Source organism: uncultured Phenylobacterium sp., assembly GCF_902826855.1.
Taxonomy (GTDB): domain Bacteria; phylum Pseudomonadota; class Alphaproteobacteria; order Caulobacterales; family Caulobacteraceae; genus Phenylobacterium.
In genome coordinates, this window is sequence record NZ_CADEGK010000034.1 from 1 (window position 1) to 14,395 (window position 14,395).

Below are 14,395 nucleotides of genomic sequence, written 5' to 3' on the forward strand. Positions count from 1 at the left end.
CGGCTGGCCGCCGACGGCGGCGCGGCGCTGCTGATAGACTACGGCCGCGACCGCCCGGGCTTCGGAGACACCCTGCAGGCCCTGCGGCGCCACAAAACGGTCGACCCCCTGGCCTGCCCGGGCGAGGCCGACCTCACCGTCCACGCCGACTTCCCGGCGGTGATGGCCGCGGCCGAGCGCGAAGGCGCCGCCGCCGCCATCCTCACACAGGCCCAGTTCCTGGCCCGGATGGGCATCGGCGAGCGGGCCGAGGCCCTGGTCCGGGCGCGGCCGGACAAGGCCAGTACGATCGGCCGCCAGCTGCACCGCCTGGTCGCCGGCGACCAGATGGGCGACCTCTTCAAGGCCTGCTGCCTGCACTCGCCGGGCTGGACGCCGCCGGCGTTCGAGGACGCCTAGATGACCGACCTCCCCGTCCTCACCTCGCCACTGCTGGACCTTCCTGGCATCCGCCATGCCTTCTTCACGCGACAGGGCGGTGTCTCCGAGGGCGTGTACGCCAGCCTGAACGTCGGCGCGGGTTCCAGCGACGACCCCGAGGCGGTGCAGGAAAACCGCCGCCGCGCGGCCGCCCACCTCGGCGGCGACCTGGTCACCGCCTACCAGGTCCATTCAGCCAGCGTCCTGGTCGCCGACGGGCCCTGGCCGGCCGGGCCGCCCCAGGCGGACGGGGTCGCCAGCCGCACGGCGGGTGCGATCTGCGGCGCCCTCGCGGCCGACTGCGCGCCGATCCTCCTGGCCGACCCGCAGGCCCGCGTCGTGGCCGCCGCCCATGCCGGCTGGAAGGGCGCCCTCACCGGCGTCGTCGAGGCCGCCGTTGCGCGGATGGAGAGCCTGGGCGCCGATCGCAACCGCATCCGCGCCGCGATCGGTCCCTGCATCGGGCCACAGTCCTACGAAGTGGGCCTGGAGTACGTGGCGCGGTTCACCCACTTCGACCCGGGCTACGCACGCTTCTTCTCCCCCGCCGACGCGCCGGACAAGCGCCAGTTCGACCTCCCGGCCTTCGTGCTGGCGCGGCTGCAGGGCGCCGGCGTCGATGCCTGCGAGTGGATCGGCCGCGACACCTGCGCCGAGCCCGACCTGTTCTTCTCCAACCGCCGCGCCTTCAGGCGGGGCGAGCCGGACTACGGGCGATTGCTGTCGGCGATCGTGCTGACCTAGTCGGGAGGGGTGGACTCAGGCCAAGGCGCTGGTATTAGCCCGCGCATACCGACTTGGGGGACGCGATGAAGCTGCTGGCCGGCAACTCGAATCGTACTCTGGCCCAGGCCGTCGCCTCCCATCTGGACGTGCCCCTGTGCCGGGCCCAGGTGAAGCGGTTCGCCGACAACGAGGTCTGGGTCACCATCGACGAGAACGTCCGCGGTGAGGACGTCTTCATCCTGCAGTCGACCAGCTATCCCGCCAACGACCACCTCATGGAGCTGCTGGTCTGCATCGACGCGCTGAAACGCGCCTCAGCCAAGCGGATCACAGCGGTGACCCCCTACTTCGGCTATGCGCGACAGGACCGGAAGACCGGCGGGCGCACCCCGATCTCGGCCAAGCTGGTGGCCAACCTGATCACCCGCGCGGGGGCCGACCGGGTGCTGTCGATGGACCTGCACTCCGGCCAGATCCAGGGCTTCTTCGACATCCCCGTCGACAACCTGGTCAGCGCCCCGCTGCTCGCCGGTGACATCCGCGAGAACTACGGCAAGCCCAAGGAGCTGCTGATCGTCTCGCCCGACGTGGGTGGAGTGGTGCGCGCGCTGGGCCTCGCCAGCCGGCTGAACGCCGACCTCGCCATCGTCGACAAGCGCCGGGCCGGCCCCGGCAAGAGCGAGGTGGCCAACATCATCGGCGACGTGGAGGGCCGGCGCTGCATCCTGTTCGACGACATGATCGATGGCGGCGGCACCCTATGCAATGCCGCCCAGGCCCTGATCGACGGCGGCGCGACCGAGGTCTCGGCCTATGTGACCCACGGCGTCCTTTCCGGCGGGGCGGTGGAGCGGGTGCAGGGCTCGGTCCTGAAGGAACTGGTGATGACCGACTCCATCGCCGCCCCCGAGCGGGTCGGCGACACGCCGAAGATCCGTTACGTCAGCTGCGACCGCCTGCTCGGCGAGGCGATCCGGCGCATCGCCAACGAAGAGAGCGTGTCGAAGCTGTTCGACTGAGGGCCCATCGTCGCATCCGCCCGGCCACGCTTGCCCGCGAGCCGCGGACCCGGTTAAGGCTTGACCCTTCGGGGGGCCGCCGAACGATTCCACCACTCGCAAGAGGGGAAACCGTCTGATGCCGCTTCGTATCCGCCTAGCCGTTTCGGCCGTGCTGGCTGCCCTTGTCATGGCCGGGTGCGCCGCGCCGCCGCAGGTGATCGTCCCGCCCGCGCCGCCTCCGCCGCCGTCCGTGACCCTGTCGCCGCGGCTGATCGAGATGGCCAGCGCCTACCGGGCCTACATGGTCCGCACGACCGGCATCGCCCCCAATTTCACCGACGGTTCGGCGATCGCCAGTTCGCTCAAGACCGGCGCGGCCTATGAGCCGGACCAGATGGTCAAGGGCGCCATGGCCTACGCCGCCGTGGTCGCCCTGCAGGACAAGTCCTTCGTCGCCGGCGTCCGCCTCTATGTGGCGGACCGCACACAACGCCAGCAGGTCGCCTACCAGATCCTCAAGGACCCGGCCTATGTGCTGGGAATCAACGGCGCACAGAGCGCGGCGGGCCTGGTGGTGGCGGCCCTCGGCGGTGACGGGCAGTCGCTCTACGACGGAGGCAAGGCGGTCAAGCAGGCGGCCTACGACCTGCAGCGCCAGCCCTGGTCCAAGGTCGACGTCCAGGAACGCGACAGCCGGCTGGCGAACGCCAAGTCCGCGTCCACGGCCGCCATGCTGGGCGATGTGGCCGAGACGACCCGGCTGCAGCAGGCCTCCCTGGGCGCTGCGCCCATGAGCCTGGCGCCCGCCGCGGCGGGGCCGCCCTACACGACCACGGTGGTGCGGGGCCTGGCGATCGCGGCGCTGGCGGCCCTGGGCCAGGCCGGTGACGCGGAGCTGAACCAGGTCATGGGCCTGATGAGCGAGCCCAACATCGGCCGCTGCATGAGCATGTCGAAGCTGAACCTCTACCAATGCCTGGCGGTGGCGCGGCCGCACTATGAGGACGTGTTCTGCCTCGGCCAGCACGCCATGATGGATACCGGGCGCTGCATGATCAAGGCCGCCGGACTCGCAGAACCCTATGAGGCCCGCTTCGTCCCCGACGCCAAGTCGATCGCCAAGGGCATGCATACCAAGAAGCCGCCGGCGAAGAGGGGCAAGAACAAGAGCTGAGCGACGCCTCAGTCGAGGCGTTGCGCCCGTCACGGGTTTTGTGTATCTACGCGCACCCTTTTTGGACTCCTGTCGCCGCGCGCGCGTCGCGCGGCGGTTTCGTTTTGAGCCGTATCGTTTTGAGGCAAGGCCATGGCCGAGATCGTTTTGAACGTTGAAGTGCGCGCCCAGACGGGCACCGGGGGCGCCCGCGCGACCCGTCGCTCCGGCATGGTGCCCGGCGTCCTCTATGGCGGTGACAAGGATCCGGTGGCCATCGCGGTCAAGTCCAACGAGTTCCGCAAGGCGCTCTACACCGGCAAGCTTCTGGGCCACCTGGTGACCCTGCAGCACGGCAGCGAGAGGCAGCCGGTCATCGCCAAGGCCATCGACATGCACCCGGTGACCGACGAGCCGTGGCACTTCGACCTCTATCGGGTGGACGCCCACCAGCAGATCAAGATCGAAGTGCCGGTGCACTTCGCTCACCAGGACGAGAGCCCCGGCCTGAAGCGCGGCGGCACGCTGGGCGTGACCCTGCACACGGTCACCGTCTCCTGCCACGCCGACCAGATCCCTGAAGAGATCGTGATCGACCTGACCGGTCTCGACATCGGCGACTCGGTCCGCGTCTCCGACCTGAAGCTGCCCGCGAACGTGGAGGCCGCCTTGGACGCCGACACCGTGGTCGCCTCGATCGCCATGTCGAGGACCGGCGCCGAACCGGCCGAGGGCGAAGAGGGCGAAGCCGCTGCTGCCGAGGGCGGCGAGGCATAAGACTCCGCTCATCCCCGCGGGGGGACGAACGTGCTGCTCATCGCAGGGCTGGGGAACCCCGGCCCGACCTACGCCAAGAACCGCCACAACATCGGCTTTATGGCCGTGGACGAGATCGCGCGCCGCTGGGGCTTCCCCAAGCCGCGCTCGCGCTTCCATGCCGCCGTCGCCGAAGGCGCCATCGACACGCCCTCAGGCCCGGTCCGCACCCTGATCCTCAAGCCGCAGGGCTACTACAACGAGAGCGGCCGCGCCGTGGGCGAGGCCCTGAAGTTCCTGAAGATCGACCCCGCCGACCTGGTGGTCTTCTACGACGAGATAGACTTGGCGCCCGGCCGCTTCCGGATGAAGGCCGGCGGCGGCGCGGCGGGCAACAACGGCGTGCGCTCGATCGCCGCCCAGGTGGGCCCCTACTTCCGGCGCGCCCGACTGGGCACCGGCCACCCCGGCGACAAGGACCTGGTCCACGGCCATGTCCTGTCGGACTTCCACAAGGCCGACATGAAGTGGGTCGAGCCGCTGCTCACCGCCTGCGCGGAGGCCGCGCCCTTGTTGGCCGCCGGCGAGGACGAGAAGTACCAGACCGAGGTCATGCGCCTCGCGCCGGCCGAAAAGCTCGACCCGCGCAAGCTGGCGCGGGGGGAATAGCCCATGCTCGGCCAGTTCCCGCTGGGCCTTATCGGCCTGACGCTGGTCTTGTCGGTCCTGCTCTGCGTCCACGCGGTGCGCACCGGCCGCGAGTCGTACTGGCTGTTCATCATCCTGCTGTTCATGCCGCTAGGCGGCTTGGTCTACGCCATCGTCCACGTCCTGCCGGACCTGTTCGGCGGCTCCACGGCCCGGCGGATCACCAAGGCCGCGCGCGAGAGCCTGGACCCCAGCCGCGAGTACCGCGAGGCGAAGACCGCCTGCGACGACGCCCCCACCGTGCGCAACCAGTCCCGCCTGGCCGCCGCGGCCATGGCCCTGGGGAAGCCGGAGGAGGCTGAGCGGCTCTATTTCGACGCCGCCAAGGGGATCCACGCCGAGGACCCGGCCCTGCTGCTCGGTCGCGCAAACGCCCTGCTCGAACTCCAACGCCATCAGGAGGCGCTCGAGGTCCTGGGGACGCTCGGCAACGACCAGGCCCATGGCCGCACGCCCAGCGCCGCGGTGGCGCTCGGTCGCGCCTACGAGGGCCTGGGCCGCGTCGCCGAGGCCGACGAGGCCTACCAGTGGGCCGCCGAGCGGCTGCCGGGCTTCGAGGGCTTCGCCCGCTACGCCGCCTTCATGGCCCGCAATGGCCGCCGGGCAGAGGCCCAGGAAGCGCTTGCCGACATGGACAAGCGCATAGAGAGGCTCAACGCGACCTTCCGCAAAGAAGCCAAGCACTGGCGCGACCTGGCCGCCAGGGCGATTGCGGAAGGCTGACCCTCAGCCGCAGGTTGCTGGACACTGCTGACGATTGGCCGTGTCTGGTCGGCGGCGGAGGTCGGCATGCCTGAGACTTCGGAGGGTTTGGACTCCTGGGCCGACGCCGACGCGGACATCTTCGCCGCCATGGGACGGGTTTCGGCCCACCCCAACTTTCCCGCCGCCGCCCGGACCCTCGCGCGCGCGATGCTGGAGATCTCGGCCGACGACCGCGCTCTGGACGCCATCTTCAAGGACGCGGGCCGCTACTTCGCCGCCATGTGGGGATTCGCCCTGCATGAGGACGGCGGTCTCACCCTGCCTCGCCTGAAGGCCGTCTGCAGCCGCTCTGGCCTGCTCAGCCCCGGCCGCGCGCGCTCGCTGCTGCAGTTCCTGCAGCACTTCGCCTACCTGGACCGCGTTCCCGTGCGGGGCGGACCTGACCTGTACGCACCCACCCCGGCATTCCTGGTCGCCTGGGACCGCCACTTCATCGCCGCCCTCGAAGCAGCGCGCCTGATCTCACCGGACATCGATCCGTTCCTCGACACCGGCGGCCCCCGGCTCCGCCAGTCATTCGGCCGCATCCACGCGGAGGGCATGCTGGCCGCCATGGGCGTGGGCGGCGAAGCCGCGGTGTCCGACTTCCTGCGCGTCTTCCTGCATCCCTACGCCGGCAGCCATATCCTGCGGACCCTCGTGGTCAGCGACGCCGATCCCGCCTTCCCTCCTGCACGAGCAGGCCCGGTTTCGATCGCGGGGCTGGCCCGGATATCCGGCGCCTCGCGCGTGCAGGTCAGCCGCATCTTCCACGAGGCGGCCGATGCGGGCCTGGCCGAGTTGGACGCCGACGGCTTCGTCATCTTCCAGCCCGCCGCCAGGGAACAGCTGGGGGTCTTCTATGCCATCCAGCTGGTTCAGATACTGGCCGCCGCGGCGCAGGCCTCCCGCGCGGAGTTTCGCAAGGTCGGCGTCGGAACGGCGTTGCCGGCGGTCTAGCTAGATTCAATTTGTGCAGTTGTTCCAGGCCTTTGCTGGGGCGCATCTTCGCCCGTCGCGGCCGATCGGCCGCCATCTACGGGGCAGAGAAGCCATGAAAATTCGTCTGTTAGCCTGCGCTGCAGGCCTGTCGCTATGCGCGCCGCTCGGCGCCGTCGCCGCCGAGATGTTCACCTTCACCTCGACGTCGAAACAGATCGACCGCGTGCAGCTGCCCGCCCCGACGCCGAGTGGGCGTCCCTCCGGCGCGGGTATCTTCACCCTCGACACCAAGACCACCTACGCCGACGGCAAGGTCACGCAGATCGCCGGAAAGTGCGCGCAGTGGATTCTGCCGCCGGGACAGCAGTTCGGCAGCAACTCGGTGTGCACCTACGCCGACGCAACCGGCGAGCTCTACACGGTCCGGTTCACCTGCGAGGTCCCGGGGCCTGGTCAGAGCTGCTGGGGCAAGCTGATCGGGACGGGCGGCCGCTTCAAGGGCCGCACAGGCTCATTCACCTCAGGCAGCAACGGCCAGGGCGGGAACATGGGTACGGGTTTCTGGAACTAGACTAGCTGACCAGCCGGCCCCCGGTGTCCGCCATCGGGGGCTAACTCACCCGGGCCCCGGCCAGCACGGCCAGAGCCGCAGCAAGGCCCGCGGGCAGCGCGGTGGTCGCAGGCGCGGATGGCGTGTCGCTCTTCAGGCTCAGGCGGACGAGCGCGGGGCGATGGTCGGACACCTTCTTGACGTAGTCCGGCGTCTTCGTGTCCGCCGCGACGATGAAGAAGTCCTTGGCGCCGTAGGTCTTGGCCAGGTTGGGTGAGATGAAGATGTGGTCGATGAGGGAGTTCGGCGCCTTCAGGTAGGTCATGGCGCCCTCCTCCTCGTCCTGCGCCGAGATCGGGGTCATGGATTGCATCAGGGCGGTGAAGTCACCGGTGGCGAGCTCGGCGTTGAAATCGCCGCCGACCAGCCAGTCCGCCTCGCCGTCCAACGCCGTGGTCTTGGCGATCGCCGCCCCCAGGATCCTGGCCGCCATCGCTCGGCGCAGCGCACCCTCCGTCATGGCCTTGAGATGCAGCGGCACGAGGTTGAAGTCGAACGGCGCGCCCAGGCCCTCGCGGTTCAGCGCCCGAAACCGATAGAGCGCCGGGTACCGGTCGAAGATCTTGCCATGAACCGCTTCGAGCTGCAAGTCGCCGAAGTCCTGGCTGCGAACCTGGAACCACGCTTCGACCTCGGCCGGCCATTCCGCAGGTATCCGCTCGACCGTCCGCCTGTTCCACAGCAGCGTCGTGCTCTGCTTGCTGTCGGGCGCCCCCGGCTCGGAGGCCTCCCAGGCCATGTCCAGGCCGTATTGGGTCTGCAGATGCTTGGCGAGGTGCGCCACGGCGGCCGGTGAGGATTCGCTCAGGGCGTAGACGTCCAGCTGCAGCTCGGCCACCAGCTTGGCGACGTCGGCGGTCTTGTCGAGGTAGCGGTTGGAGAACCACTCGACGTTCCAGAAGCCGACATCGATGTCGTGGGCCTCGCCGCTATAGCCCTTCACCACCTTCTCCAGGCCGGTGGCGCCCTCGTCGGTGGGCCGGCCCAGGACGCCGAAGTAGCCGAGCAGGGAATCGGTGTCGCGGAAGCAGGCCAGCACCTCGCGCGCCGCGACCGCTTCCGGCGCCCCCAGGCGCTGTTCGAGGTCGGCGGCGATGGCGGCGAACTTGATCGCTTCGTTGAGGTACTTGTAGCCCGCGAGCCCGGGCTGGGCGTCGATCTCGGCCTGGGTCACCCGTATCGCCGAGTGGTGCAGCCCCACCAGTTGCCAGTCGTTGTTGAACACCGGCGAGCCCGAGCTTCCGGGCATGGTGTCGGCCGTGTAGCGGACGGTGACGCCGGAATCCTGCATGATCCGGTTGTCGCGATAGGCCACCCGCTTCATCTTCCCGTCGGGGTGCTGGACGATGTGCGCGAACTCCCGCTCCACGTTCGTGAACGAGCCCCGGCTCACCGGCACCACGCCGTAGCGCGCCGAGGCGGCGGCATCGATGCGCACGAAGGTGTAGTCCAGGCCCGTCCTGGCATCGCTGGTGATGAACAGGGCGTCGGGGTCCAGCTTGAACATCACCGTCTCGAGCGGCTTGCGCTCCACGCCAAGCTGATAGTCGAAGATGCAGCGCGCCTGCCGCGCTCGCGCCGGGGTGGCGATCACGTGGTTGTTGGTCACGAGGATGTCGGGCCCGATGAGGAACCCCGTTCCATCCTTCTCGTCGTCGAACCCCACCTTGCAGACCGCTGTGCCGAGCCGGGCGCCCAGTTCGAGCACGTAGAAGGGCAGCAGGTCGTCGTCGCCGACGACGCGTTCGAACTCGGCCGCTTCCTCCTCGTCCGTGCAGACGAGGATCTTGGGCAGGGCCCGATTCATCCGCACCCGGTCTCGGAACATGCCCGAGTCAGCGATCCCCAGGCCGGGGAGGTCCTCGACACGGGAAGGGATGGGTTCCAGGAACTCCGGCGTCGCGATCGCCATGGTCGGCGCCTAGCTCTGGGGGCCCCGCGCAGCGGCCTCCAGAGACGCCTTCGCGAGACTCCTGGCGCAGGCCGAGAGCGCGCCGAAGGCGTCGACACGCCTGAAGGTGAGGCCGGTGTGCAGGACGTTGTCCTGCTCGTCGTCGCCGTCCTGGATCGGCTTGGCGCTCGTCGTGAGCCAGTCCAGCACCTGCTCGACGCTCGGCGGCTTGCCCGTCACGCGCAGGTGGTAGGACTGCAGCAGCAGGACCACGCCCGTGATGACGGGAGTCGCCTGGCTGGTGCCGTGCTGCACCGACTCGCCGGTGTCGTTGAGGATCCCGGACGAGGTCATCGGCGCGCCCGGGGCGAAGATGTCCGTGCTGCACGCCTTGCCGGCCTTCTCGTGGAGGCGTTGTGAGAAGGGGGTGATGCGGTCGGGCCCCGATCCGGTCACCGCGGCCCCGCTCTGGTAGGAGAACGCGCCGACGTCCTCGTCATAGACGGCGCCGACGCTGACGCAGTCGCGGAAGATTGCGGGGTAGCTCATCCCCTGCACGCTGTTGTGGGCGAAGTAGTCGTTGCCGGCGGCGATGCAGACAGCCACGCCCTTCTGGCGAAGCGCCTTGATGCGATTGCCGACCGCGTCGTTCGCGAAGCTATCGTCCGTCTGGTAGTTCCCGCTGTCGCCCAGCGACATGCAGACGGCGGTGATCGCGTGTTCGGCGTGGTTGTCCAGCACCCACTGCAGGGCTTTCTGGATGCCGTCGAAGCTACCGCCGCCCTCGTTCCCCAGGACCTTGATCGGGATCACGCCGGAGCCCGGCGCCATCCCGATATGGATATCCCCGGCGCAGATGATGCCGGCGACGTTGGTCCCGTGGCCCTGGCCGTCGCTGGCGTCGTCGGCGTCACCGCCATTGTCCGCTGTGAAGTTCTTCTGGGCCAGCACGCGGCCGGCGAAGTCCACGTGCGAGGTCCGCAGGCCGGTGTCGAGGACCGCCACGGTGACGCCGGCGCCATCGACCTTGAACGTCTCGCGCGCCTCACTGACCCGGATCAGCTTCGAGGCCTCGAGAAGTTCGGGCAACAGCGCCGTCTCGTGCTGCAGCGGCGCATCGACCGCCTTCACATGTTGAACATGGAGGGTTTCGTTCTCGGCCATCTGCAACCTCTGGCTGTCGGGCTTCACGGCGAATGCAACCGTGTCACCTTCAATCTCCGGCTGCAATGGCGAAGCTCTTGCGACCCGCCCGGCTCGCTACGCCGACGCCTTGGTCCCGAAGCGCTCGGCGTTGCGCTGCCGAGCCTTCTGCGCCTCGATCTCCCGGTCCCGCGGGGGCGCCTGGGTCTCCAGCGAATGGAGCAGTCTGCGCCCCGCTTGGAACACCTCCTCGATCGCCGCGTCGAACGCCGCCTGGTTGGCCTTTGACGGGGTGTTGAACCCGCTCAGCTTGCGCACGAACTGCAGAGAGGCGGCGCGGATTTCCTCATCCGTCGCCGCCGGCTCGAAGTTGAACAGCGTCTTGATGTTACGGCACATGGGTTCGCCTCCGTCTGCCGTCCTAGATAGCGTTCCAGGACGGCATGAAAAGGGCTCCCCCGACGGCCGCTACATCCGGTGCAGGGCGCAGAGCTTGTTGCCGTCCGGGTCGCGCAGGTAGGCGAGGTACATCTTGCCCATGCCACCGTCGCGAACGCCGGGCGGGTCCTCGCAGGTGGTGCCGCCGTTGGCCACGCCAGCCGCGTGCCAGGCGTCGGCCTGAGCCGGCGTGGCGCAGGCGAAGCCGATCGTGCCGCCATTGGCCGCCGTCGCCGGCTCGCCGTTGATCGGCTGCGAGAGGGCCAGGATCCCCTGCGGGGTCATGTAGAAGACGCGGCGGTTGTCATCGACATTGCCAGGCGCGACGCCCAGGGTCCCCAGCACGTTGTCGTAGAACTTCTTCGCGCGGTGGACGTCGTTTGTCCCAAGCATGATGTGCGAAAACATCTTTTACCTCCCAGTTCTCGTTGCAGAACCGCACTTGTGCGAAGCGCGGGGCGGTTTGACAATTCCTCCGTAGCGTCAGCCTGCAAAGTTCAGCTTCAGGCCAGGCTTCGGCCAGCGCATCCGGATCAGCCGGCCGGTCTGCGACAGGGTGATGTAGGCATCGCGCATGTCGGCCCCGCCGAAGCAGATGTTGGTGGTCATCTTGTCCGGCAGCGAGGTGCTCGACGCCATTCCCTGCGGCGTAATGGTCGTGATCCCGTCGGCGATCGAGGCGACGCAGATGTCGCCGTCCGCCTGCACGGCCAGACTGTCGAAGAACGCTCGGCCCGGCCCGTTCCCTACCAGCCGCCCGCCGCGGCCGCCCTTCACCACCTGCCCGGGTGCGACGAGATCGAAGGCGATTAGGCGGCCGGTGTAGCTCTCCGCCGAATAGACCACCCTCTCGTCCGGCGAGAGGCCGACGCCGTTGTAGCCGGTGCCGCCGAAGGACACCTCCACCGGCGCGGCGCCGTCGGGCCCAGCGTAGTAGAGCCCGCTGAGATGCCGCGTACGGCCGGTCGTGCGGCCGAAGTCGGTGAACCAGAAGCCGCCCTGCCGGTCGAACACGAGGTCGTTCGGCGCCGACAGCGGATGCTCGCCAACACTCGCGAACAGCCGCTCGCCCTTGCCGGTCGCAAGGTCGACGCAATCGACCCCGCCATCCTCTACCGGCCGCACGCCCCCGGAGACTCCGCCGCCCCCATTGTTGGTCACATAGACCGCGCCGTCCGGGCCCAGGGCCGCGCCGTTTGGACCGCCGCCCAGATCGCAGACCACCTCGGTCTTGCCGTTCCAGACCCGGCTCAGCGTCCCGCGCGCGATCTCCACCAGGATCACCGAGCCGTCGGGCATGGCGATCGGCCCCTCCGGGAATTGCAGCCCCTCGGCCAACACTTCGAACGTCATGGCTCGTTCCTCCTCGATCGACAGGAATGTCGAAGTGCGGCGCCTCTTCGCGGGCCCCTAGCTTGTCATAGAGCGCAATGTCGCCTGGTCAAATTTGTCCACTTGTGGGTCGCCGGCCGCCCGACAACGTACGCGTCGCGCGCAGGTCCTCTGGCGCATTTCGGGGGTTGCTATGTCCAAGATCATCAAGTCCGCGCCGGCGTGGATCGCCGCAGCACTGCTCTGCGCGCCGGGGGCGGCCAGCGCCGCCGAGAACTTCACGTTCGAGTCGACCCTCAAGCTGATCGACAGCGTGCGGGTCCCGGCGACCGGCAGCCCGTTCGAGGGCGCGCGGGTCTTCAGCATCAGTAACACCACCACCTTCGCGGACGGCCGCAAAGGCACGACCACCGGAAAATGCTCCACCTGGACCGCGCCCGCGGGATCGATGTTCACCGCCACGGGCGTCTGCGCCCTCGCGCCCAACGACTACACCGCGCGCTTCAACTGCTCGCCGGCGGCGAACACGGACGGCGAAAGCGACTGCTGGGGCCTCCTTGAGGTCGTCAGTGGGCCGGCCAAGGGTCGCACAGGCGTGATCGCCTTCCGGCGCTCCAGTGACTCGACGCGCTTCGTCGGTGTCGGAACCCAGAACTAGTCGCCACAACGCCGCCCGCTTCGCGCGGGCGGCGTCGCGTGCTAGGTGCGGCGCCTCAATTTGAGGAACCGCTCTTTCCATGGCCCTGAAAGTCGCCATCGTCGGCCTGCCGAACGTGGGCAAGTCGACCCTGTTCAACGCGCTGACACAGACCGCCGCCGCCCAGGCCGCGAACTACCCGTTCTGCACCATCGAGCCCAACACCGGCGACGTGGCCGTGCCCGAGCCGCGCCTGGAGAAGCTCGCCGCCATCATCCCGTCCAAGGAGATCATCCCGGCGCGCATCAACTTCGTGGACATCGCCGGCCTGGTGCGAGGCGCCTCCAAGGGCGAGGGCCTGGGCAACCAGTTCCTGGCCAACATCCGCGACTGCGACGCGGTGGCCTTCGTGGCCCGCTGCTTCATCGACGACGACATCACCCACGTCGAAGGCAAGGTGGACCCGCTTTCGGACCTGGAGACCATCGAGACCGAGCTGATGCTGGCCGACCTGGAGAGCCTGGAGAAGCGGGTCGTCAACCTGGAGAAGCGCGCCAAGACCGGCGACAAGGAGAGCATCCAGACCTTGCGCCTGGTCCAGCTGGCGCTGGCGGAGCTCAACGCCGGCCGCCCGGCCCGCAAGGCCAGCGTCTCCGCCGAGGACGACAAGGCCTGGCGAATGCTGCAGCTCCTGACCTCGAAGCCGGCGCTCTACGTCTCCAATGTCGACGAGGCCTCCGCCGCCAACGGCAACGACATGAGCCGCCTGGTGGCCGAACGCGCCGCCCGCGACGGCGCCGACCACGTGGTGATCTCCGCCCAGATCGAGAGCGAGATCGCCATGCTCGATCCCGAGGAGCGCACCGAGTTCCTGGAGACCCTGGATCTCACCGAGCCCGGCCTGAACAAGCTGATCCGCGAGGCCTACCACCTGCTGGGCCTGCAGACCTACTTCACGGTCGGGCCCAAGGAGGCCCGCGCCTGGACCATCCACAAGGGCGACACCGCGCCCGCGGCGGCCGGCGTCATCCACACCGACTTCGAGAAGGGCTTCATCCGCGCCGAGACCATCGCCTACCTGGACTACGTGAACCTCAAGGGAGAAGCGGGCGCGCGGGAGGCCGGCAAGTTCCGCCAGGAGGGCAAGGAGTATGTCGTCCAGGACGGTGACGTGCTGAACTTCCGCTTCAACGTCTAGCGACGGAGGCCCGCGCGTGGGCGAGACCATCCGGCTGAAGAGTTCTCACGACGGCTTCGAGTTCGACGCCTACCGGGTGCGGGGCGACGACGCGCGGCGCGGCGGTCTGCTGTTGATCCAGGAGATCTTCGGGGTCACCGACCACATCCGCGAGCTCTGCGACGGCTATGCCGCCGACGGCTACGAGGTGATCGCCCCGGCCTTCTACGACCGCCTCGAACGCGGCTTCGCCTGCGACTACTCCGAGGCCTCGATCCAGAGGGGCGTGCAGTACTCCACGGCGACGCCGTGGGATCAGGTCGCCGCCGACGCACAGGCGGCGCTGGACGCCCTGGAAGGCCCTCGCTTCGTCACCGGCTACTGCTGGGGCGGGGCCGCCACCTGGCTCGTCGCCTGCCGCTGCGAGGGCGTCTCGGCCGCCGCCGCGTTCTACGGCCGGCGGATCAGCGAACTGTTCGACGAGACGCCCAAGTGTCCGACGATCCTGCACTTCGGCAAGACCGACGCCTCGATCCCCATGGCGAAGGTCGACGAGATCCGCGAGCGCCACCCGGAGGTTCCGATCTACCTCTACGACGCCGGCCACGGCTTCGTGTCGGACCGCCGCCGCGACTACCACGAGGACTCTGCCCGCCTAGCTCGCCTCCGCACCCTCGCCCTCTTCGCCCGCAACGGCCCCGGCAAGGGCGAGGGCGC

General features: G+C 68.9%; 17 protein-coding genes. 12 read left to right on the plus strand and 5 right to left on the minus strand.

The features are described from left to right. The 9 genes from QZV94_RS07060 to QZV94_RS07100 all read left to right on the plus strand — a co-directional run. The coding region (locus tag QZV94_RS07060; RefSeq protein ID WP_293677103.1) for an SAM-dependent methyltransferase at window positions 1-399 on the plus strand (399 nt) is incomplete at its 5' end. Continuing rightward, window positions 400-1,164, plus strand: coding sequence for a peptidoglycan editing factor PgeF (pgeF, locus tag QZV94_RS07065; RefSeq protein ID WP_293677104.1), 765 nt, complete (start codon window positions 400-402; stop codon window positions 1,162-1,164). 65 nt (window positions 1,165-1,229) lie between these two features. Continuing rightward, window positions 1,230-2,165 (plus strand): ribose-phosphate pyrophosphokinase, encoded by a 936-nt coding sequence (locus QZV94_RS07070; RefSeq protein ID WP_293677105.1) that lies wholly within the window; start codon window positions 1,230-1,232, stop codon window positions 2,163-2,165. Between the two features lie 118 nt (window positions 2,166-2,283). Next, entirely contained in the window at window positions 2,284-3,321 is a 1,038-nt protein-coding gene (locus tag QZV94_RS07075) for a hypothetical protein (RefSeq protein ID WP_293677106.1), read from the plus strand. Between the two features lie 132 nt (window positions 3,322-3,453). Then, on the plus strand, window positions 3,454-4,077 hold the full coding sequence (locus QZV94_RS07080; protein ID WP_293677107.1) for a 50S ribosomal protein L25/general stress protein Ctc: 624 nt from the start codon (window positions 3,454-3,456) through the stop codon (window positions 4,075-4,077). 30 nt (window positions 4,078-4,107) lie between these two features. Beyond that, a complete protein-coding gene (gene pth / locus QZV94_RS07085; protein WP_293677108.1) occupies window positions 4,108-4,725 on the plus strand; it encodes an aminoacyl-tRNA hydrolase in 618 nt (205 codons plus the stop codon). Between the two features lie 3 nt (window positions 4,726-4,728). Further along, on the plus strand, window positions 4,729-5,487 hold the full coding sequence (locus QZV94_RS07090; RefSeq protein WP_293677109.1) for a hypothetical protein: 759 nt from the start codon (window positions 4,729-4,731) through the stop codon (window positions 5,485-5,487). 66 nt (window positions 5,488-5,553) lie between these two features. Then, complete coding sequence (locus tag QZV94_RS07095; protein WP_293677110.1) at window positions 5,554-6,468, plus strand: hypothetical protein; 915 nt, start codon at window positions 5,554-5,556, stop codon at window positions 6,466-6,468. A 94-nt stretch (window positions 6,469-6,562) separates the two neighbouring features. Beyond that, complete coding sequence (locus QZV94_RS07100) at window positions 6,563-7,021, plus strand: hypothetical protein (protein ID WP_293677111.1); 459 nt, start codon at window positions 6,563-6,565, stop codon at window positions 7,019-7,021. A gap of 40 nt (window positions 7,022-7,061) precedes the next feature. Here the strand turns inward: QZV94_RS07100 and QZV94_RS07105 are convergent, their stop codons facing one another. From QZV94_RS07105 to QZV94_RS07125, 5 genes are all read right to left on the minus strand, one after another. Next, entirely contained in the window at window positions 7,062-8,972 is a 1,911-nt protein-coding gene (locus QZV94_RS07105) for a trypsin-like peptidase domain-containing protein (protein WP_293677112.1), read from the minus strand. 9 nt (window positions 8,973-8,981) lie between these two features. After that, the gene (locus QZV94_RS07110; RefSeq protein WP_293677113.1) at window positions 8,982-10,115 is read right to left on the minus strand and encodes a S8 family serine peptidase; all 1,134 of its coding nucleotides are present in this window, start codon (window positions 10,113-10,115) and stop codon (window positions 8,982-8,984) included. A 96-nt stretch (window positions 10,116-10,211) separates the two neighbouring features. Beyond that, window positions 10,212-10,493, minus strand: a complete 282-nt coding sequence (locus QZV94_RS07115) for a DUF2277 domain-containing protein (RefSeq protein WP_293677114.1) — start codon at window positions 10,491-10,493, stop codon at window positions 10,212-10,214. A gap of 69 nt (window positions 10,494-10,562) precedes the next feature. Continuing rightward, on the minus strand, window positions 10,563-10,940 hold the full coding sequence (locus QZV94_RS07120) for a VOC family protein (protein WP_293677115.1): 378 nt from the start codon (window positions 10,938-10,940) through the stop codon (window positions 10,563-10,565). Between the two features lie 75 nt (window positions 10,941-11,015). Then, the gene (locus QZV94_RS07125) at window positions 11,016-11,885 is read right to left on the minus strand and encodes an SMP-30/gluconolactonase/LRE family protein (RefSeq protein ID WP_293677116.1); all 870 of its coding nucleotides are present in this window, start codon (window positions 11,883-11,885) and stop codon (window positions 11,016-11,018) included. A gap of 172 nt (window positions 11,886-12,057) precedes the next feature. On the opposite strand from QZV94_RS07125, the gene QZV94_RS07130 reads away from it, so the two are divergent. From QZV94_RS07130 to QZV94_RS07140, 3 genes are all read left to right on the plus strand, one after another. Further along, the gene (locus QZV94_RS07130) at window positions 12,058-12,522 is read left to right on the plus strand and encodes a hypothetical protein (RefSeq protein ID WP_293677117.1); all 465 of its coding nucleotides are present in this window, start codon (window positions 12,058-12,060) and stop codon (window positions 12,520-12,522) included. Window positions 12,523-12,601: 79 nt separating this feature from the next. Then, entirely contained in the window at window positions 12,602-13,699 is a 1,098-nt protein-coding gene (gene ychF / locus QZV94_RS07135; RefSeq protein ID WP_293677118.1) for a redox-regulated ATPase YchF, read from the plus strand. A 16-nt stretch (window positions 13,700-13,715) separates the two neighbouring features. Further along, window positions 13,716-14,395 (plus strand): dienelactone hydrolase family protein (locus QZV94_RS07140; protein WP_293677119.1); only part of this gene is annotated, 680 nt, incomplete at its 3' end.